18 protein-coding genes, 1 pseudogene and 4 riboswitches are annotated in these 19179 nt (G+C 67.4%); of the genes and pseudogenes, 10 read left to right on the top strand and 9 right to left on the bottom strand.

Annotation, left to right across the window (positions count from 1 at the left end):
* Positions 1–17 precede the first annotated feature (17 nt).
* Positions 18–830 (top strand): NAD-dependent epimerase/dehydratase family protein, encoded by an 813-nt coding sequence (locus ACFFGN_RS08345; RefSeq protein WP_380044824.1) that lies wholly within the window; start codon positions 18–20, stop codon positions 828–830.
* A gap of 33 nt (positions 831–863) precedes the next feature.
* Positions 864–1619, top strand: a complete 756-nt coding sequence (locus ACFFGN_RS08340) for a DinB family protein (RefSeq protein ID WP_380044823.1) — start codon at positions 864–866, stop codon at positions 1617–1619.
* 16 nt (positions 1620–1635) lie between these two features.
* On the opposite strand, the gene ACFFGN_RS08335 is transcribed toward ACFFGN_RS08340, so the two are convergent.
* Both ACFFGN_RS08335 and sigK read right to left on the bottom strand, forming a co-directional pair.
* Positions 1636–2376, bottom strand: coding sequence for an anti-sigma factor (locus ACFFGN_RS08335; protein WP_380044821.1), 741 nt, complete (start codon positions 2374–2376; stop codon positions 1636–1638).
* Between the two features lie 5 nt (positions 2377–2381).
* Positions 2382–2981 carry an ECF RNA polymerase sigma factor SigK gene (sigK, locus tag ACFFGN_RS08330; RefSeq protein ID WP_380044819.1) on the bottom strand — a complete coding sequence of 200 codons (600 nt, stop codon included), beginning with the start codon at positions 2979–2981 and terminating at the stop codon, positions 2382–2384.
* Between the two features lie 303 nt (positions 2982–3284).
* Here sigK and ACFFGN_RS08325 point away from each other — a divergent pair, with 303 nt between their 5' ends.
* The 3 genes from ACFFGN_RS08325 to glyA all read left to right on the top strand — a co-directional run bounded on the left by ACFFGN_RS08325 (position 3285) and on the right by glyA (position 6026).
* Positions 3285–4031 carry a GbsR/MarR family transcriptional regulator gene (locus tag ACFFGN_RS08325; RefSeq protein ID WP_380044818.1) on the top strand — a complete coding sequence of 249 codons (747 nt, stop codon included), beginning with the start codon at positions 3285–3287 and terminating at the stop codon, positions 4029–4031.
* A 75-nt stretch (positions 4032–4106) separates the two neighbouring features.
* Positions 4107–4203, top strand: a riboswitch (glycine riboswitch).
* A 1-nt stretch (position 4204) separates the two neighbouring features.
* A riboswitch (glycine riboswitch) is annotated at positions 4205–4304 on the top strand.
* A 52-nt stretch (positions 4305–4356) separates the two neighbouring features.
* Entirely contained in the window at positions 4357–4749 is a 393-nt protein-coding gene (gene gcvH / locus ACFFGN_RS08320; RefSeq protein WP_380044816.1) for a glycine cleavage system protein GcvH, read from the top strand.
* Positions 4746–6026: a serine hydroxymethyltransferase gene (gene glyA / locus ACFFGN_RS08315; RefSeq protein WP_380044815.1), complete on the top strand. Its 1281-nt coding sequence runs from the start codon at positions 4746–4748 to the stop codon at positions 6024–6026. The genes gcvH and glyA overlap by 4 nt, the downstream gene beginning before the upstream one ends.
* On the opposite strand, the gene ACFFGN_RS08310 is transcribed toward glyA, so the two are convergent.
* The gene (locus ACFFGN_RS08310; RefSeq protein WP_380044813.1) at positions 6023–6652 is read right to left on the bottom strand and encodes a helix-turn-helix domain-containing protein; all 630 of its coding nucleotides are present in this window, start codon (positions 6650–6652) and stop codon (positions 6023–6025) included. The genes glyA and ACFFGN_RS08310 overlap by 4 nt on opposite strands.
* Before the next feature lie 52 nt (positions 6653–6704).
* Positions 6705–6800: riboswitch (glycine riboswitch) on the bottom strand.
* Positions 6801–6898, bottom strand: a riboswitch (glycine riboswitch).
* Positions 6899–7013: 115 nt separating this feature from the next.
* Positions 7014–7205 (bottom strand): annotated as a pseudogene (locus ACFFGN_RS08305) (AAC(3) family N-acetyltransferase); the annotation flags it as partial.
* An 85-nt stretch (positions 7206–7290) separates the two neighbouring features.
* On the opposite strand from ACFFGN_RS08305, the gene ACFFGN_RS08300 reads away from it, so the two are divergent.
* Positions 7291–8535, top strand: coding sequence for a cation:proton antiporter (locus tag ACFFGN_RS08300; RefSeq protein WP_380044811.1), 1245 nt, complete (start codon positions 7291–7293; stop codon positions 8533–8535).
* Between the two features lie 191 nt (positions 8536–8726).
* Entirely contained in the window at positions 8727–9704 is a 978-nt protein-coding gene (locus tag ACFFGN_RS08295; RefSeq protein ID WP_380044809.1) for a GlxA family transcriptional regulator, read from the top strand.
* Here the strand turns inward: ACFFGN_RS08295 and ACFFGN_RS08290 are convergent.
* Entirely contained in the window at positions 9701–9841 is a 141-nt protein-coding gene (locus ACFFGN_RS08290) for a hypothetical protein (protein ID WP_380044807.1), read from the bottom strand. The two genes, ACFFGN_RS08295 and ACFFGN_RS08290, sit on opposite strands and share 4 nt — an antisense overlap.
* Before the next feature lie 172 nt (positions 9842–10013).
* Between ACFFGN_RS08290 and ACFFGN_RS08285 the strand changes: the two genes are divergently transcribed.
* Both ACFFGN_RS08285 and ACFFGN_RS08280 read left to right on the top strand, forming a co-directional pair.
* On the top strand, positions 10014–10946 hold the full coding sequence (locus ACFFGN_RS08285; protein WP_380044805.1) for an esterase/lipase family protein: 933 nt from the start codon (positions 10014–10016) through the stop codon (positions 10944–10946).
* Between the two features lie 132 nt (positions 10947–11078).
* A complete protein-coding gene (locus ACFFGN_RS08280; RefSeq protein WP_380044803.1) occupies positions 11079–12035 on the top strand; it encodes a D-alanyl-D-alanine carboxypeptidase family protein in 957 nt (318 codons plus the stop codon).
* On the opposite strand, the gene ACFFGN_RS08275 is transcribed toward ACFFGN_RS08280, so the two are convergent.
* The 4 genes from ACFFGN_RS08275 to ACFFGN_RS08260 form a co-directional block, all read right to left on the bottom strand.
* Positions 12036–14984, bottom strand: coding sequence for a S8 family peptidase (locus ACFFGN_RS08275; RefSeq protein ID WP_380044802.1), 2949 nt, complete (start codon positions 14982–14984; stop codon positions 12036–12038).
* A gap of 203 nt (positions 14985–15187) precedes the next feature.
* Complete coding sequence (locus ACFFGN_RS08270; protein ID WP_380044800.1) at positions 15188–15763, bottom strand: dihydrofolate reductase family protein; 576 nt, start codon at positions 15761–15763, stop codon at positions 15188–15190.
* 104 nt (positions 15764–15867) lie between these two features.
* Positions 15868–16575 carry a class I SAM-dependent methyltransferase gene (locus ACFFGN_RS08265; protein ID WP_380044798.1) on the bottom strand — a complete coding sequence of 236 codons (708 nt, stop codon included), beginning with the start codon at positions 16573–16575 and terminating at the stop codon, positions 15868–15870.
* Positions 16566–17831 (bottom strand): 3,4-dihydroxy-2-butanone-4-phosphate synthase, encoded by a 1266-nt coding sequence (locus ACFFGN_RS08260; RefSeq protein WP_380044796.1) that lies wholly within the window; start codon positions 17829–17831, stop codon positions 16566–16568. The genes ACFFGN_RS08265 and ACFFGN_RS08260 overlap by 10 nt, the downstream gene beginning before the upstream one ends.
* Positions 17832–18181: 350 nt before the next feature.
* On the opposite strand from ACFFGN_RS08260, the gene ACFFGN_RS08255 reads away from it, so the two are divergent.
* Positions 18182–19174, top strand: a complete 993-nt coding sequence (locus ACFFGN_RS08255) for a BtrH N-terminal domain-containing protein (protein WP_380044795.1) — start codon at positions 18182–18184, stop codon at positions 19172–19174.
* The last annotated feature ends 5 nt before the right edge of the window (positions 19175–19179 follow it).

Genomic DNA, 19179 nt, shown 5'->3' with positions numbered 1-19179 from the left:
CGGCCTAGGATGATGCGATGCGAGTCTGGGTCAGCGGTGCACGCGGCAAACTCGGCGCCGAAGTCTGCCGCCAACTGACAGCGGCAGGCCATGAAGTCACCGCGGCCGACCTGACCGGCGACGCACCCGTTGACCTGATGGACCCGGCGTCCGTTCGCGAGTCGCTGACCGGCGCGGACGCCATCGTGCACTGCGCGGCGATTCCGACTCCGGAGGCGATCGACCCGGCGCAGCTGGTCCTGCGGAACACGATGACCACCTTCAACGCCATGGAAGAAGCCTGGAAACTCGGCATCAGGCACGCGGTTCTCGCCTCGAGTGGCTCCCTCTACGGGCCCGCCTGGTCACCGGTCGACCTGCCGTGGCCGTCGGCACCGGTCGACGAGCAAACTCAACTGCAGTACGTCGACCCGTATGCCCTCAGCAAGGATTTCCTGGAGCGGACCGGCGAGATGTACGCCCGCAGGGGTATGCAGGTGACCGCCTTGCGGTTCCACTGGATCCTCACGCCGGCCGAAGTTCGTGAGTTCGTCGCCGAGGCGCCACCAGCGGCCAACGCGTCCAACCTTTGGGGCTATGTCGACCTTGGCGAGGCGGCCAGAGCGTGTCTGCTGGCCCTTGCTCCGCGGGCGGACATTGATCGGTTCCTGACCTTACTGATCACCGCCGAAGACACCGGATCCCGCCGCCCGACCGCCGAACTGCTTGCTGAACACGCGCCGGCAACCACAGTGACCAGGCCGTTGCCAGGTACCACGTCGGTTTTCGACTGCGGTCGCGCCGCGTCGACGATCGGCTGGACCCACCAAAGCCGCTGGCGCACCGGGTAGCAGCAACGATCACGAGTGCGGCAGACTGCTGCGATGGCTGCCGAATATGTTCAAAGTGACCAGTTTCGTGGTGCCCGCATTCACCTGTGCGAACTCGGCGATCTTGAGATCCGCGACTGCGAGGTCAGCGGGCTGAAGATCGTCGACTGCTACGGCAGCGACGTCTACCTTGGTGGCGACTTCGAGCGCGTGGTGGTCAACGACATCGATGTGACCGCGTACGTCGAAGCCGAGCTCGACCGGCAGCACCCCATCCGGGCGATGGCGCGTGACGCCGCCTCGGTCGACGACTACCGGGCGGCCTGGCAGGCCATCGAGACGATGTGGCAGACCACGCTCGACCGCGCCAGGTTGTTGCCTGAGGCAAAGTTGTCCGAGCGGGTCAACGGCGAGTGGTCATTTGTCGAGACCCACCGGCACCTATTGTTCGCCAGCGACGCCTGGCTCGGCAGCGCCGTACTCGAAGAGGAGGCGCCGTACCACCCGCTGGGTTATCCCGCCGGCGGGATGCCGGCCGAGGAATCGGCCAAGCTCGGGCTCACGCTCGACGCCAAGCCAACGTTCGACGAGGCACTCGCGGCGCGGCTGGCCCGCATGGCCACGATGCGGCGAGTCATCGACGAACTCACCGAGGCCGAACTCGACCGGGTCTGCGCGCGCAAACCCGCACCGCCGTACCCCGATCAGGAGTACGTCGTACGCCGCTGCCTCAAGGTGGTGCTGAAGGAAGAGGCCGAGCACCACCGTTACGCGGTGCGCGACCTGGCCCAACTCGAGGCCACCGCCTGAGCCGCGGAGAGCCGGCTTAGGCCATCGGGACGATGACGGCGGCCGGCATGCTCGGTTTGGCCGAACCGCCTTCCGGTTCGACGGTCAGGCCGAAGGCGGCCATGCCGGCGACGCCCGCGACGACTCGGGCCGGTTCGTCCGAGTCCGGATCCGCCAGCCCGACGGAGTGGGCGGTTTTGGACTTGTCGATCAACCACAACTGGTACGTCCGCCCCGAGGGCAGGTCCGGCAAGTCCTTCAGTACGACGACCGCGGTGTCCTTGCTCGCCGAGGACACCACCGTGGCCTGCCCACCGTTGGCGACCGCGCCGTGGGCGGTGCGGGCGTCCGGCTGAGCGAGTACGGCCGCGATGGACTCGTTGACGCGGCGGGTGGCCGCGTTGTCGCGGTACTGATCGATGGCCACGCCGGCCATTCCCGCGATGATCGCCACGGCCGCCGCAAGAGCGAACAAAGACCTCCGGCTGACCCCCCGGCGCTGCACTGCAGTTGCAGGGGGCGACGGGGGCGACGACATGCTGGATGAGGGCGGCAGTTGCTCGACCTGCGCGATGGACGCCATCACGCTGGCCTTGAGCCCGGCCGATGGCGGCGTGGCCATGCCGACACTGAGTTTCGCGGTGGCTTCCCGCAGCTCGGCGACTTCGGCCGCACACGACGCGCATTCGGCCAAGTGAGCCTCGAACCGGGCCTCGTCTTCCTCGGGGAGCGCGTCGAGTACGTAGGCGCCGGTCAGCAGATGAAGGTCTTCACTCATCATCGTCACTCTCCCGCCAGGCCGAGGCAGTCGCGCAGCCGGATCAGGCCGTCGCGCATTCTCGCCTTGATCGTCGCCAGCTTCGCATCCAGCAGGGCCGCCACTTCCCCGTAGGTGTGGCCGCCGTAGTACGCCAGGGTGATCGACTCGCGCTGCAGTTCGGTCAGCGAGCCCAGGCACCGGCGAACCTGCTCGGCCTCGAGCCGGTTGATGACCGAGTCGGTGACCTGGTCGAACTCCGTCTCCACCGACTGCGCGGCGACGGCCTGATCGCGATTGGTCGCCGCCTGGGCGGAGCGGACCCGGTCGATCGCGCGCCGGTGCGCCATCGTCAGCACCCACGTGATCACCGAACCACGGCCGGCCTCGTAGCGGGCGGCGGTGCGCCACACCTCGATCATGACTTCCTGGGCGACTTCTTCGGATTGGGCCGGATCGCGCAGGACCCGGCGAACCAGGCCAAAGACCCTGGGCGAGACCAGGTCGAACAGCGAGCTGTAGGCCTCGGTATCACCACGCGCCACCCGGGCCATCAGTTGCGCGTCGAGCGGCGGTGGTTCCTGACCGCCGTTTCCGGGCCAGGGCCGAGCCGTGGATCGATCCACAATCGCTCCTCGCGCGAAACCTGTCAGTAGCGGTGGCTGAATCCTCACGCTACCTCCGATTGCCCCGCCAGACCTCGTCCAACGAACCGCGCCGACATCTGAGGCGCTTCCGCAATGTTTCCGACCCATAAAACGCTACGTTGCGTTCCCCGAACACGCAATCGCAGCGCCTGCATCAACGCAGGTCAACACCTCAAATAGACGAAGAGAACTCGCCATTTCAATGCAACGTCGACTCAACAGACGTTGCATTGAAGTGCTAGCCTGCGCGGGACGGGCGAAACCGCACGAAGGGAGCTGGTGGTGCCGGGAGGCAGACTCACCCAGCAGGAGCGCCAGCAGATCGCCCTGGGCCTGGCGGACAGCCTCGCCTATGCGGAGATCGCCCGGCGGCTGGATCGCCCGACCTCCACCATCACCCGTGAGGTGATGCGCAACGGCGGCCCGACCGCCTATCGGGCCGACCTCGCCCACCGCGCCACCGAACGTCGTACCCGTCGACGTCCACAAGCCCTGCCGCGCGAACGGCGCGCGCTCACAAGCGGCCATGGGCGCGACGACGCGGCGGTGCGCGAGTACGAGGAGACGTTCACGACCCTGCTGATGCGACAGGGCTTGCCCCAGATGATGGCCCGGGTGCTGACCTGCCTGTTCGTCACCGACGCGGGCAGCCTCACCGCGGCGGACCTCGTGCAGCATCTCCAGATCAGCCCGGCGTCGGTTTCCAAGGCGATCTCGTTCCTCGAAGAGCAAGGCCTGATCCGACGCGAGCGCCGAGACGACAGCCGTCGCGAGCGGTACTTCGTCGACGACGACGTCTGGTACCACTCCACGATCGCCGGCGCGCGGGGCATCGCCCAGGTGGCCGAGACCGCCCGGCAAGGCGTTCACGTGCTCGTACCCGGCACGCCGGCCGCTGCCCGCCTGGAGAACATCGCCCGCTTCAGCGACTTCATCAGCGAGGCGATGCTGCGTGCCGCCGAACAGGTCCGCGAAGTGCTCCACACCAAGCCCGAAACCACTCCGGACGACATCAACAACCCAAGCTGAGATGGCTGGGTGGAGATTGACGGCGTACGAGGTCTCGACCTATGGTCACCGGACCTAACTGCATATAGCGCTGTTCGAATCGGAGCGGGAGAGCTCTCACCGCACCACGGTTGAGGCGCCGGAGGAGCAACTCTCCCCAGAAACTCTCAGGCCCAGTCACCGCTCCGGCGAGGCGAACTCTGGAAAGACGGGACCGCCATCGGTCCCGCACCCACGGTGCAAGCCGCCCACCAGGCGGCGAAGCTCTCAGGTAGCGATGACAGAGCGGGGAGGTCACCCAACGGTGGCGCGCGCCGCGCGCTGCCCGAACCAGGGAGCCTCCGCCGTGCCCAACCGAACACCGCTACCTGCCCAGCTGAAGTACACCGCCGAGCACGAGTGGCTGGACCTCGGCGACGATGCCGCCACCGTCGGCATCACCGAGTTCGCCACCGACGCGCTCGGCGATCTCGTGTACGTCGACCTGCCCGCGGTCGGCACGATCGTCACCGCCGGCGAAACCTGCGGCGAACTCGAGTCGACCAAATCGGTCAGCGATCTCTACGCGCCCGCCGACGGCGAGATCGTCGAGATCAACGAAGCCGTTGTCGCCGAACCGTCACTGCTGAACGCCGATCCCTTCAAGGCCTGGCTTTTCCGCCTCAAGGTCGCCCGAACGCCCGACCTGCTCGACGCCACCGCCTACCAGGCCCTCACCGAAGGCGAGGCGGGCCAGTGAGCACGCTCGATCAGTCCCTCGCCGAGCTGGATCCCGAGATCGACGCCGCCATCACCGCCGAACTGAACCGCCAGCGGCAAACCCTCGAACTCATCGCCAGCGAGAACTTCGCCCCACTCGCCGTCCTCCAGGCCCAGGGTTCCGTACTCACCAACAAGTACGCCGAGGGCTATCCGGGCCGCCGCTACTACGGTGGCTGCGAGTACGTCGATGTGGTCGAGCAACTCGCGATCGACCGGGTGAAAAGCCTGTTCGGGGCCGGATTCGCCAACGTGCAACCGCATTCCGGCGCGCAGGCCAACGCCGCGACGATGGCCGCGCTGCTCGAACCCGGCGATACGATTCTCGGCCTCGATCTCGCCCACGGTGGCCACCTCACCCACGGCATGCGGCTGAACTTCAGCGGCAAGCTCTACAACGTCGTCTCGTACCACGTCCGGCAGGCCGACGGCCGGATCGATCTGGACGAGGTGGAACGGCTCGCCATCGAACACCGGCCGAAGCTGATCGTGGCCGGCTGGTCGGCGTACCCCTTGCACTTGGACTTCGCCGGCTTCCGGCGGATCGCCGATCAGGTGAACGCTTACCTGATGGTGGATATGGCCCATTTCGCGGGCCTGGTCGCGGCCGGGTTGCACCCCAACCCGGTTCCGTACGCGGACGTGGTCACCACCACGACGCACAAAACCCTGGCAGGTCCGCGCGGCGGAGTGATCCTCACGAACCGCGCGGACCTCGCCAAGTTGCTCAACTCGGCGGTTTTCCCTGGCCAGCAAGGCGGACCGCTGGAACACGTGATCGCGGCGAAGGCCGTCGCGTTCAAGGTCGCCGCGACGGCCGAGTTCGCCGACCGCCAGCGCCGTACGCTCGAGGGCGCCCGGGCTATCGCCGGACGGCTGCTCGCGGACGACGTACGAGCCGCGGGGATCTCCGTACTCACCGGCGGGACCCAGGTGCACCTGGTGCTGGTCGACCTCCGCAACTCCGAACTCGACGGGCAACAAGCCGAGAACCGCCTCGATGCGATCGGTATCACCGTGAATCGCAACGCCGTGCCGTTCGATCCGCGGCCGCCGATGGTCTCGTCGGGACTACGCATCGGCAGTCCCGCGCTGGCCACGCGGGGATTCGATCACCCCGAGTTCAAGGAAGTCGCCGACATCATCGCGACCACGCTGATCAAACCGCCAACCGACGCCCTGCGGGACGAACTCCGCCACCGGGTCTCCACTCTCGTGGCGAAATTCCCGCTCTATCCCACGCTCGCCTGCGGCTAGCTGCTGGATGCGTCGGCGAGGTCGAGGCCCGTGAGTTCGCGGATCATCGCCAGCCGGCGCACCAGCTCGCCGCGGTCTATGCCCAAAATGGTGGCCGTTCGCAACGGATCGCTGCCCGAGGCCAGATACGCGTCGACGGTGTCGATCATGATCGCCTGCCGGCGTTTGAGCAGTACGTCGACCACCCGCTGGATCGCGGCGAAAAGCTCTCCGGCCACGGGCAACGGATCACCGGTCGGCGCGTCGATCCACGACACCGCGGCCTCGGCGTGCCCCTCGTGCGCGGGCAACTCGATCCGGCTCCCGGCGGACAGCACGCTGAGGCCCGCCTGAACCAGCTGTTGCGGCAGCTGCGGAAATCGCCCAACCGCGAGCAGCGTCCACGTCGTACGGTCCGCGGCCTTCAGCATCGGGCCGAGCGCCTCCCGCACGCCCGCGGTACGACGGGCCACGATCGCGAACTCCGCCGGTACGACGAGTCCGCCGAGCCGCGTGCCGATCGTGGCCAGCAGGCGGCCGTTGTCCCGGTCGATGGTGACGGTCCACCCGAGCGTGTCGACGTACCACTTCTGGGCGGTTTCGAGATTGCTGATCCGCCCGTCGTCGGGCAGGACTTCACTGAGCATGGCGGAGGCTCACTTCCCCGGCCATGGCAAAGCCATGACCAGACCGGTCGGGCCTCCCCGCTCTGTCATTGGTACCTGAGAGCTTCACCGCGGGTAAGCGGTTTGCACCGTGGGTGCGGGATCACGTCATCCCGGCTTTCCAGAGTCGCCTCACCCGTCGGTATCGGTGCCTGAGAGTTTCTGGGGGAGAATTGCTCCTCCGGCGTCCACCACCCTGTAGGGCGTGGACTCTCCCGAGTGGGATCAACAGCGCGATGTTCACTTGTGCGGGCGACCGTAGCCGCGACCAGAGGTCATTGTCGAGAGCCGACGCAGATCAACTGGCGCCGGCATCGTCCGCATGTCTCAAGAAGGACATCGATCAACCGCCTGCCACTCGGCGGTCCGGCCGGATAGCAGGTGGATTAGTTGCCTTCAGCAACTTCCGCCGGACGGTACCGCGACAGGTACGCACCAGCTCCGCGAGCCGGCCCATGCTGGGTCCGGCCGGCGTGATGTCCGGGTCGAAGCCCGGCGACTCCTCCCGGATCGCCTTCCACCACGACGACGGAACCGGCGGCGCAGGGCTGACGGCGCCACCTGAGGTTGCTGGTGGTCCCGTTCGACGGGTGGAGCACTTCTGCGCCTAGGGTCAGGGGATGCAGATTGACGGGGACGGGTTGTACCTGGTCGCCGGGACGGCGCTGTTGCTGGGGGCGGTGCTGCCTCGACTGCTGCGGCGGTACGCGGTCTCGGCGCCGATCGCCTTCCTGGGCGCCGGGATGTTGCTCGGCCTGGTGGTCGACCGGGGCAAGGTGGACCCGATCACCCATCCGGCGCTGACCGAGCGCCTGACGGAACTGACCGTGATCGTCGCGCTGATGGGCGTCGGCCTCGCGATCGACCGGCCGATCGGCTGGCGAGCTTGGCGGACCACCTGGCGGCTGCTTCTGGTGGCGATGCCCGCCTGCGTTCTGGCGGTGGCCGGGGTGGGCTGGGCGATCGGACTCGCGCCGGCGACGGCTTTGCTCATCGGCGCCGTACTGGCTCCGACCGATCCAGTGCTCGCGTCCGACGTACAGGTGCAGGGTCCGTCAACCGGCCCTGGGGCCGAGCCCGAGGAGGACGATCCAGTTCGGTTCGGGCTCACGTCCGAGGCCGGGCTGAACGACGGGCTCGCGTTTCCGCTCGTCTACGCGGCGGTCTTTCTCGCCACCAAGGGCGCCATCGGCGAGTGGGCCCTGGAGTGGCTGGCGTGGGAGCTGCTCGGCAAGACCGTGATCGGCGTGGTCATCGGTGCCGGCGCGGGCTGGCTGCTCGGGCGGATGGCCTTCTCGGCGCCGATCGAGAGCCTGCGGCTGGCGGATTCGCGTGAACCGATCCTGGCTCTCGCGATCACGCTCGGCGTGTACGGATTGACCGAGGTGGCGCACGGCTACGGGTTCATCGCGGTCTTCGTTGCCGCCTTGACCGTACGAGGAGCCGAACGCGGGCACGAGTTCCACGAGGACCTGCACTGGTTCCTCGAACAGCTGGAGCACATCCTGACCTGGGGCATCCTGCTGCTGCTCGGGATCGCCGTCACGGGTGGCATTCTCGGCCCGCTGACCTGGCAGAGCGTGCTGATCGGTCTACTGCTGATCCTGGTGATCCGCCCGCTCAGCGCCTGGGTCTCCCTGACCGGTACGGCGATGAACCGGTCCGAGCGGTGGGTCACGGCGGCCTTCGGCGTCCGGGGCGTCGGCTCGATCTACTACCTCGCGTACGCCGGTAAGGACTTCGCGCCGGATCTCGGCTGGCTCTGGGCCACCACCGCCTTCGTCGTACTGCTCAGCGTGGTCGTGCACGGCGTCGCGGTCACCCCGGCGATGCGCCTGCTCGACGCCCGGCGTGAAGCGGAGTAGCTCGGTTGGTTCGGGCCCGCTGCGGCGGTTCCGCGCCGTGCCGGATGGCGTGCGCGGCGTGTATTCCGGCGGCGAAATCGGCGGTATGGCCTGCGATCGTCCGGAGCAGTTTTCGCATCATGACTTCATCGTCGAACTTCCCGCGCGACCATAGAAGTGGCGCATAAGACGACTACCGCTAAGATTCGGACATGGCTCGTTCCACCGTCTCCGTGCTCGCGTACGACGGCATGACGTCATTCGAGTCGGGCATCGTGATCGAGATCTTCGGGCTCAGCTGGCCGGATATCGGCCGGCCCTGGTACGAGCTGACCGTCTGCACGGAGACACCGCAACCCGTGCGAGTCCTCGGTGGCGCAACCCTGAGTACGCCGTACGGCCTGGACGTTTTCGCCGCCGCGGACACCGTGGTGGTGCCGAGCGTCGCCGACCCGCGAGCTGAGACCTCCCCCGAGCTGATCGCCGCACTGCGCCAGGCGTACGAACGCGGAGCCCGGATCGTCTCGATCTGCTCGGGCGCGTTCGCCCTGGCCGCCGCCGGCATTCTCGACGGCCGCCGCGCGACCACCCACTGGCAGTACGCCGACCTGCTGCGCGAGCGGTATCCCGACATCATGGTGGACCCCGAACCGCTGTACACCGACGAAGGCAACGTGCTCACCAGCGCGGGCTGCGCGGCCGGGTTGGACCTATGCCTGCACCTGGTTCGAAAAGACCTCGGCGCCGACGTCGCGAACGCAGTGGCCCGGCGGATGATCATCCAGCCGCACCGCGCGGGAGGCCAAGCGCAGTACATCGAATCCCCGCTGGCCCCGGAGCCGGCAGACGCGCCCGTGGCCCGGAGTCTGGCCTGGGCGCTGGAACACCTCGCGGACCAGATCGGCGTACAGGAACTGGCTGATCGGGCCGGATTGTCAACGCGGACCTACCTGCGCCACTTCACCCGTGCGACCGGGACCAGCCCGAGCAAGTGGCTGATCGCCCAGCGAGTACAGGCGAGCCTGGTGATGCTCGAGTCCGGGGACGCGCCGATCGAGGAGATCGCGACGGCCGTCGGTTTCGCCACGCCGGTCACCTTCCGGCACCACTTCAGCCGGCTCGTGCAGACCTCGCCCTCGTCGTACCGCCGGACCTTCCGCCGCCAGGCAACTCCCGCCCGAGCGAACTAGCCGAACGCGCGAAAGATCCGCTCGCACCGGACCGGGTCCGCGGGAACCGCCAGCCGGCGCATCAATCCACCCAGTACGCCGACCGCCTCAGCGAGCGGAATCTCCGTCAAGGAACTGCCCAGCCGTTCGAGCAACATGACGCCACGACGCGGGCAGCTCAACCATCCCGCCACCTTACAAAGCCAGCCCGCCAAGGCCGCGGTACGGGTGATGTACGGGCAGTGGCGTGTTCGTGCCGATGGATAGCGTGCGGCGGCGATCACTAGAGGTCAGCGAAAGCGACCTTCCATCACCTTGAGAGGCAAGGTCATGCAACGAGTCCGACGATCAGCCGCCGTCGTCGTCACCGCGGTTCTCGCGCTGACGACCACCCTGCTGACAACCACCCCGGCAAACGCCGAACCGATCAGACCTGACTCGGCCAGTCCCGAGTCGGCACTCGCCGCTGCGCCGAGCCGATCCGACGGCAGCAGTAACACCTTGTTCTTCATTCACGGATTCGACCCGAAGGACGCCTCGGACACCGACTGTTCCTCTTACTGGGCGAGCGCCAAAAGGCACTTCCAGAGCAAGGGCTGGCGCGGCGGACTAGTCACGTACGGCTATTACGCCGGCGGCAAGAACTGCACGTACAAGTACGCCGGCAGCCGTCAATCGTCCCTCACGACAATCTCCAAGGATCTGGCGAACCGGATCTATAACGGCTACTCCCGGCACGGCAGAAAGGTCGACGTGGTCGCGCATTCCATGGGCGGCCTGGTGATTCGCTCCGCGCTGTATCACGTCAGAAAGGGCACTGCGGGTTTTCCGCCCTATCTCTACGTCGAGGACGTCGTCACGCTCGGCACGCCGCACGACGGAGCGAGCACGGCTCAGCTCAATCTCTGCAAGGTGTTCCTCGGCAGCCCAAGGCAGTGTACGCAAATGACTCCGGGCAGCGATTTCCTCAAGGGTCTGCCCGAAACTCCGTCCAACTCGCGCTTCGGAACGGACTGGACGGTGGTTTCGTCATTCGACGACACCACGGTCAGTGAAGGTTCTGGCGTCGGGGTCAACGCGGAGCACAAGATCCAGTACGACGACAGCGGCGACAAGGCACTCGACCACAGTGAGCTGAAGAGCGTGCGAACCGGCTCGTATCGCGGTCGCCTCAAGCACAGTGGCAGCTGGACCCGGTGGTCCAACCGCGAGGCCCCGCTCGAGCGCGCGCGTTTCGCCGTGTACTTCCACGCGTCCAGGTAATACCTGATACACAACGGATGGGTCCGTAAGCGGCAACTGCTGCCTGGTTCGGACACCCCGGAGATGCCCGGCGTACAGCCTGGTTGAAGTGCGGGAAGGCCCGCACTTCAATCTCCTGGAGGGTGCTTGCCCATGCGTTCTGTGCTGAAAACCGGTGCGGCTGCTGTTGCGATCACCGCCCTGGGCGTGAGCGGTTGGCTCGTCGCTCGTCCTGGCGATGACGGTGCCGTGCTCTGGTCCGCCGGGCAGCCGGCCGGTGGCGCCGCGGGCGGCAACGTTGCGGCCAGCAACCTTTTGCTGCCGTGGCCGAAGGATGGGCAGTCGGCGGTCGAGGTCGAGGGCGTGGGCAGCCTTGGCGCCAGGGGAGATCGCGAGCCAGTCCCGATCGCAAGCCTGGCCAAGGTGATGACGGCGTACGTGATTCTCAAGCACCACCCACTGAAGGATGACGACGCCGGCCCGGGAATCGAGATCGACCAGACCGCCGAGAACGAGTCGGCCTCCCGCGATGAGTCGACCGCCAAGGTCCGGGCCGGCCGGTCCTACTCCGAGCGGGAACTGCTGGAGCTGATGCTCATCCCCTCCGGCAACAACATCGCCCGGCTGCTGGCTCGGTGGGACGCCGGTAGCCAGGAGGCCTTTGTGCAGAAGATGAACGAGGCCGCCCATGACCTAGGCATGGATCAGACCAAATACACCGGCGCGAGCGGGTTCGAGCCGTCCACGGTCAGCACGGCCGTCGACCAGCTCAAACTGGCCCGCGAGGTCATGAAAAGCAGCGTGATCCGCTCGATCGTCGCCAAGCGCAGTGTCACTTTGCCCGGCATCAAAGGCGAGATCGTCAACACCAACGCCTTGCTGGACGAGCCGGGCGTAGTCGGCCTCAAGACCGGATCAAGTACGCCTGCCGGCGGCGCGCTGATGTGGGCCGCAAAGGCGCTGGACGGCTCCGGCCGCCTGATTATCGGGGTCGTGCTCCACCAGCACCCCGACACCACCCCGGCCGAAGGGCGCCGAACCGTCTTCAACACCAGCAAGAAGCTCCTCGCCGGCGTCCAAGAAGCCCTGGCCGCCGGCAAGGTCCACTGACTACGGGTTCACGGTGATGAGGGTGGCGCCAAGCTCGGAGTTGGTGTCGGAGTAGCTGATCCGGCCGAGGTACTTCGTTGCCGGAGTGAGACCGGTCCACGCCACCGTGATGTTCGCCGTACCGCCGACGGTCGCGGTCGTCGTACTCGACGACGCGGCCAAATTGCCCGCGGGCGAGCTGGGCACGAGCCACCGGAACAGCGTGTACGACGCGTCCGGGCCGTCGGTGGCGAAGCCGTGGGCGTAGACGCGGTACGTACCTGCAGCGGGCTCCGCGACGTCGATGAGCTCGGCGCTGGTGGCAGTCAGACTGGACCCGAGCAGCGTGAGCTTGCCATCGGCACCGGCCCGGTACAGGTACAAGTCGATATCGTCGTTGCCATCGGTGAACTCGTCGAACAACTGCACCCGCAGCAGCGGCGTACTGCTGGGCACCGCGAACTCGTGCACCTGGATGCCCTGGTTCGCGTCCGGAGTGTCCGGGTTGAAGTTGTCCGTCCGGTCGTCGGCGACCCTCCTCGGCTCGGTCGTCGCCGCCACGAGACCTTGCGGCGACACGGCGAAGTTGCCCGCGTAACCGGTCTTGACCGAGTACTGGAGCGACCCGGCCGTACCGGTTCCCACCACCGCGGCCGGCGCGGTGATCATGACCGGACGAATGACGAGCGGGCTCCGCACGCTGTGGCCGGCGCCATCGGACCAGGTCAGCGAACCGAAGGCGTAGGCGTTCATGTCCGCGTCGGGCTTCGCCGTGAACGACACCTGGTACGACGCCGTCGCGCCGGCGCCGAGGCTCAGCACGCTCGGCGAGACCACCGCGTCGATCCCGGGCGGCGCCGCGACGGAGACCGTGTAGGTGCCGGCGGGTCCAACGTTGCGCACGGTACGGGTCACCGTACGGACGCCCGCGAGCGAGCGGATCGTGATGGCCGGAGTGTTGAAATCGGTCGCGGCGATGACCGGTGCCGCGGTGGCGCCGAAGCAAGCGGTGCAAAGGCCCTGGCTGCGCAGGAACGCGCGGTAGTCGTCGAACCCGGCCGGATACACGAGACCGGGATCCGCCGCGCTGTTCGGCACGATATGGCCCGCGCCGAAGTCGAACGGATCGGCCGGCGTAGTGCCGTCCTCCTTCAGAACGTCTTGCCGGGCACTGGTCATCAGCGCCGACTGCATCATGTCCGGCGTCCAGCCGGGATGCAGGTCCCGCAGCAGCGCACCGATACCGGCGACGTGCGGGCTGGACATCGACGTACCGGCGATCGCCTGGAACAGCTGGCCTGGCGCGCCGACAAAGGCGGTCGGGGTGGTACCAGCCAGGATCTGTACGCCAGGCGCGGTCACGTCGGGCTTCAGCAGATCACCCGTGCTTCGCGCGCTGTCGACCAGCGGCCCGCGGGACGAGAACGCCGCCATGGTGTTGCCACCGCCGAAGGCCTTGGAACCACCCGACAGCGATGCCGTCGCAGCGCCTGCGGCCGCGGCGTACGCCTTGATCGCGAGGCCGTCGGAGTTGCGGATGTGGACGGCCGGGACATGGTGATTGTCGCTCAGCAGGGCGTCACTCTGGGATTCCGTGTAGAGGATCATCCCGGCGCCGCCCGCGTTCTTGACCGCCAGGCTCCGCGCCGCGCGGGAGAAACTTCCCTTGCACAGCACGATCTTGCCGGTCACGGCTGCCGGTGACAGACCGGACAAACAGCCCTCGCTGCCCGCCGCGGCTCCGTCGACCAGCGGGGTCATCGGGAGGTCCTGCGTGACGGACGCACCTTGGAAGGCGGTGCCGTTGCCGAGCGTCGCCGTACCGGCGAAAGAGCGGTTGTGGGTGCTCGCGCCGACCGTCGTCAGCCACGGACCACCGTGGTCGACCGTACTGGCACCCGGACCGGAGTTTCCGGCCGAGGCGGCGACAAAAACGCCGGCCTGGCGGGCGAACAGGAAGGCGACGTCGTCGGCGTCGAGGAAGTCCGGATCGCCGTCGCCGATCGAGTAGTTGATGACGTCAACGCCGTCGCCGACCGCCGCGTCGATCGCGCTCACGAGGTCGCTGGACGCGCAACCGCCCGGCCAGCACGCCTTGTACGCCGCGATCCTTGCGCGCGGCGCCATCCCGCTCACCGTGCCGTAATCGCGCCCGAAGATCGACGCGTTGACCCCGGCGTTGCCGCCCGCGGTCGAGGCGGTGTGCGTGCCGTGGCCGTCGTGGTCGCGCGGTGACAGGTAGTCGTCCCGCAGCGCGCCGCCGAAGTGCCCGAATCCCTTGTGGAAATAGCGTGCGCCGATCACCTTGTTGCTGCAGTGCTGCTGGCTCCAGAGCTGACCGGCCTGGCAGATCCCGTTCCAGCCGACCGGTACGGCTCCGTAACCGGTGGCAGCGAAGCTCGGGTGCTCCGGCCAGATACCGGTGTCCACCACGCCGATGACGACGTCCTCCCCCGCGCTACCTCGCCCGCCGAGCTGGCTCCAGAGACCGCCCGCCGCGTTCAGCCCGAGGAAGGTTGGCGTGTTGTCGGTCTTGACCTGCGAAAGCGAATCCCGCTGGATGGAGACGACGCCGGCCGTCGTACGCAGCTTGGCGAGCTGTGCCTTGGTAAGCGTCGCAGCGAAACCGTTCAGCGAGTACTCGTAGTCGTACACCCGTACCGCGCCGACGCTGTTCGCCACCTGGGCGTGCCGGGAGCGCAGGTAGTTGACGTATCGCTGGACCTGCGCGTCCTTCTTGTTCAGCCGCTTCCCGGCCGCCGGTTTGGTCGCGGGATATCCGGCGACGCCACCTTCGTACGCGCCCGCGGGAGCCTCCGCGAGCAGCACCAGGTAGACCTCACTAGCGCCCACCTTGCCCGCGACAGGTGTCCCCGGACTCTCGCCTTCCAACCCAACCGCGCTAGCGCCGGCCGCGATCAGACACGAAGCCAATAGGACAGTAAATCCCGCCAGGAGTCGCTTCATCATCGTCCCCCTCCCCAACCCACCATGCACCCGCCCAGCCCGGCCGCGCCAGATTCCAGCCAACTACCCAGAGTGACCACTGCATGGGTACGCTCAAGCCGCCGCAGTGGTCGGCGGGTCGGTCGGGCGTGGGAGGTCGTATTGTCCGGGGCACCGACGGCGCGATAGCCCTCGACGTGAACCAGCCCTGACGCTGTAAACCAGCCTCAGCGCTTGACGTCGTACACCAGCTTGAGGATTCCGTTCGAGTAGCTCTCGGACTCGCGCAGCGTCAGCATGTACTTGTCCCGGTCGGCCCGGTCGAACAGGCTCTTGCCGGCACCGAGCAGTACGGGAAAAACGAGCAGGTTGTACTGGTCGATCAAACCCGCGTCCGACAACCGCCGGGCCAGTTCGGCGCTGCCATGAATGAAGATCGCGCCACCCTCGCTCTCCTTCAGCGCAGCGACATCCTCGGTCGAACGCAGGATGGTCGTCTCCCCCCACCCGTCAACGAGAGCGTCGTCGGACAACGTGCCCGATACGACGTACTTGGGCAGTTCCTTGTAGGCCGCGTGGTCCTCCGACTCACGCCAGTACGGCGCGAACGCCTCGTAGCTGCGGCGCCCGAACATCAGCGCCGTCGTATCGGCCAGCTCCTCGCCCTTCAACGACCAGGCCTCCGGTACGAACTCGAGGTCCTTGGCGACCCACCCGCCGCTACGGTGCCCCTCCTCCGGTCCTCCCGGCGAGTCCACAACGCCGTCGAGCGACATGAAACCGGTGTACACCAGGTCACGCATCTGCTGTCTCCTCCTATGCAGGCGAACTACTGAAGCCTCACCCTAAAGGGCCCCCGCGCCCTCGTCTTGGACAAAACCGACACCGTCCGCGCAAGCCGCCTGGCTCAAGCCTGACGGACTGCTTTCACCAGGAGGAGTGGTGGCCGACGGCGATGTACGGCGAGCCTCGGGTGTCGCTGGACCTGATCGGTGGTCGGCAGTGGTTCGTCTACGACGTCCAGGTCGAAGCCGTGCCGGCGTAGCACGGTCAGGATCGTGCCCAGCGTGCGGTGGTACTTGAGCACCCCGTCGACGAACCAGGCTCGTTGTCTAGGACCCTCATCCGCGTAGTCGTCGACCACGGTGTCCGCCGCTTCCAGTGGTGCCGTCACCACCGGATGCTCGATCGAGAAGACGAAGAATCCGCCAGGCGTCAGCCATCGTGCGATCCGTGCGACCAGCCCGGCAAAGTCCTCCACGTAGTGCAGGGCAAGACTGCTCACCACCAGGTCCGCGGACCCGGGCGGCTGATCGAACGACGCCAGGTCCGCTCGTACGTAATGCACCCGCGGATGTTGGGCGGCAGCCGCCAGCATCTGCTCGGACGCATCCACCGCGACCACGTCGGCCGCGCCCGCCGTACACAACCGAATGGCCAGACCACCCTCGCCACATCCGAGGTCGACCACCCGCAGGCCGTCCACCGGTGGCAGAACGGCGTCCATCGCGGGGATCTCCAGCTCGTCGTTGAGCCCGAGACCGTTTCGCCGCAGCTGCCGATATCCGCTCAGGAAGTCGGGATCGTCGTACAGCTCGGCGCCCTTCACAGCCACCGGACCAGGTCGTGAATGTCGATCATCGGCAACTCCCAGCGCAGCGCGAACTGCTCCAGATCGGCGGGCCCGGCCATCGCGCCGTCCGGCCGCATCACCTCACAGCACACCCCCACCGGCGCCAGGCCTGCCGCGCGACACAACGCGACCGTCGCCTCGGTGTGGCCCAGCCGCTCGGCCAACAGCCCTGGCCGCGCTGCGAGCGGAAACACGTGCCCAGGCCGGAGGAAGTCGCTCGGTACGGCGTCCGGCGACGCCAGCCTGCGAATCGTCGCCGCCCGCTCGGCCGCCGACACCCCGGTTCCGGTCGCGGATGCGAGATCGATCGACACGTGCATCGCCGTACCCTGCCGGTCGCCCTCCCCCGGCATCGGTGGAATCTCCAGCCGCTCCAGGACGTCGGCCGCGGCCGGAATCGTCGTATGCCCACAGGCGTTCGTGAGCAGGAAGGTCATCGCTTCGGGCCGGTACCGCTCGGCGGCGAAGACGACATCGCCTTCGTTCTCCGCGGTCGGATCCCAGACCACCACACCACCGCCGGCAGCGATCTGCGCGACGACCTTCTGTACGCCGATCTCGCCGCTGAGCTGACCGGCCCACGGCAACCGGCTGACCGCCCTCAGCAGTTCGGGCCCCTGAGCGTCACGGGCCATCCGGACCAGCAGGTCGCTTTCCAGGTTGACTCGATCTCCCTCGGCCAGGGTGGCGAGCGTGGTTCGCTCCAGTGTGTTCGGCACCAGCACCACCGAGAACCGGTCCTTCAGTACCTCCGCCACGGTGAGGCTCACGCCATCGATCGCAACCGAGGTCTTCGCGACCAGCTTGGCCAGCAGACGATCCGGCGGTTTGATCCAGACGCGCCGTCCGGCCGGTTCGGCGGCGACGCGAAGAACCTTGCCGACACCCTCGACGTGACCCTGCACGAGGTGACCGTCGATCCGGTCCCCGGCCGCGATCGGCAGCTCGACATTCATCGTCGTACCGGCCGCGACGCGGTCCAGCGTCGTACGCCGCCTGGTCTCCTCCGTCACGACCACCCGCACCTCGCCGGCATCGGCCGGTTCGGCCGGTTCGGCCGGTTCGGCCGGTTCGGCCGGTTCGGCCGGTTCGGCCGGTTCGGCCGGTTCGGCGGTGAGCCTGATCCCGTCGAGACAGACCGCACCACCCGGCATCACGGAGATCCCGGTCTTGACCCGCAGTACGTCGCCGATGACCTCAGCGACCGTGGCCGTGTGCTCAATTCGTCCTGTGAACATACTTCGCTCTCCGGCTGTCAGTTCCGGCCAGGGACCCGGGAAGGGTCCGAGCTGAAGCGGGATGTCACCGCGTGGCCCCGGTCATTGCCGGGTTACTCCGCCGATCCGGCGAAGCCGACGGGCCCGGGAAGCTCCCGACCGTCACACCTTGGAATCGCACCAATGGAAAGTTAACCATACGACGGGACCACCCACCGTCGCGTGATGCCCTTGCCCTCAGGATCGCCCGTCCGCTTCAGAGTCTCCAGGGCGACGATCTACCGCTATCTCGAAACTAGAGGTTCGGGACTAGGTTTTGATACACATCTGCCAGCCGAGGCGCGGCCAGCTTGTTTCTGAGGGGAAGACGCATGACCGGCATGACCATGGTGGAGGACCTCGACGTCCGCGGTATGCAGCACTGCGAGACGACGGCCCTGGGCGTGCTGTTGCGCCACGAGGGACTCGATCTCTCCGAGCCGATGCTGTTCGGGCTTGGCTCCGGGCTGTCCTTCATCTACTGGGACAGCAAGGCCATGGGCTTCCCGTTCCTGGGAGGCCGGGTCAAGCCGTTCGAGCTCACCAGGAACCTGGCCGCCACTCTCGGACTGGACCTACTCGTCGCGGAGACCACCTCCCCGCGCAAGGCCTGGCAGAGCGTGGCGGTCCCCCTCGAGTCCGGTCGGCCGGTCGGACTTCAGCTCGACAGCTACCACCTGGACTACTTCACCACCAAAGTGCACTTCGGCGGGCACGTCGTGGCCATGTACGGCTTCGACGAGCAAAACGCCTATCTGGTCGACACCGACCAGCAGGGCGGAGCCGTCTCGACCAGTCTCACCAGCCTGGCCACCGCCCGGGCCGAGCGCGGTCCCATGGCGGCCAAGCACCGCTCGTTCACGATCACCGCGCCCAGCAACTCGACGGCACCGCAGGACCGGATCATCCCGGCGATCAAGACCTGCGCCGACGCCTTCCTCAACCCGCCCATCGCGAACCTGGGCCACCGGGGTATCGAGAAGACCGCCAAGCAAGTGCCGAACTGGTTGCACCGCAGCGACAACCCGCAGCGGGACCTGCCGCAAGCCGCCGTACTCATGGAGAAGGCCGGCACCGGCGGCGCCCTGTTCCGCAACCTCTACCGCGACTTCCTCGCCGAGTGCGCCCAACTGGTCGACAGCCGCCACCTTCGTACTGGCCACAGCCTGTACGCCGAAGCGGCCACCCACTGGACGCAGGTGGCCGCACTCATCACGACGGCAGGCGAATCCGGCGACGCGGAACACCTCCTGCAGGCCGGCTCCCTACTCCACGACCTCGCCCGGATCGAACGCGAAGCCATGCAGGCGCTCAGCAGGCTCTAACCCGT

The sequence above is a fragment of the Kribbella deserti genome, assembly GCF_042434725.1.
GTDB lineage: Bacteria > Actinomycetota > Actinomycetes > Propionibacteriales > Kribbellaceae > Kribbella > Kribbella deserti.
The sequence above is the reverse complement of the archived record's forward strand: the minus strand, read 5'-3'. Positions and strand labels throughout refer to the sequence as shown.

Coding starts and splice junctions, on each gene's coding strand:
- ACFFGN_RS08345 (WP_380044824.1), top strand. CDS start 18: ATGCGAGTCTGGGTCAGCGGTGCACGCGGCAAACTCGGCGCCGAAGTC.
- ACFFGN_RS08340 (WP_380044823.1), top strand. CDS start 864: ATGGCTGCCGAATATGTTCAAAGTGACCAGTTTCGTGGTGCCCGCATT.
- ACFFGN_RS08335 (WP_380044821.1), bottom strand. CDS start 2,376: ATGAGTGAAGACCTTCATCTGCTGACCGGCGCCTACGTACTCGACGCG.
- ACFFGN_RS08310 (WP_380044813.1), bottom strand. CDS start 6,652: ATGCTCAGTGAAGTCCTGCCCGACGACGGGCGGATCAGCAATCTCGAA.
- ACFFGN_RS08300 (WP_380044811.1), top strand. CDS start 7,291: ATGCAGATTGACGGGGACGGGTTGTACCTGGTCGCCGGGACGGCGCTG.
- ACFFGN_RS08295 (WP_380044809.1), top strand. CDS start 8,727: ATGGCTCGTTCCACCGTCTCCGTGCTCGCGTACGACGGCATGACGTCA.
- ACFFGN_RS08290 (WP_380044807.1), bottom strand. CDS start 9,841: ATGTTGCTCGAACGGCTGGGCAGTTCCTTGACGGAGATTCCGCTCGCT.
- ACFFGN_RS08285 (WP_380044805.1), top strand. CDS start 10,014: ATGCAACGAGTCCGACGATCAGCCGCCGTCGTCGTCACCGCGGTTCTC.
- ACFFGN_RS08280 (WP_380044803.1), top strand. CDS start 11,079: ATGCGTTCTGTGCTGAAAACCGGTGCGGCTGCTGTTGCGATCACCGCC.
- ACFFGN_RS08275 (WP_380044802.1), bottom strand. CDS start 14,984: ATGATGAAGCGACTCCTGGCGGGATTTACTGTCCTATTGGCTTCGTGT.
- ACFFGN_RS08270 (WP_380044800.1), bottom strand. CDS start 15,763: ATGCGTGACCTGGTGTACACCGGTTTCATGTCGCTCGACGGCGTTGTG.
- ACFFGN_RS08260 (WP_380044796.1), bottom strand. CDS start 17,831: ATGTTCACAGGACGAATTGAGCACACGGCCACGGTCGCTGAGGTCATC.
- ACFFGN_RS08255 (WP_380044795.1), top strand. CDS start 18,182: ATGACCGGCATGACCATGGTGGAGGACCTCGACGTCCGCGGTATGCAG.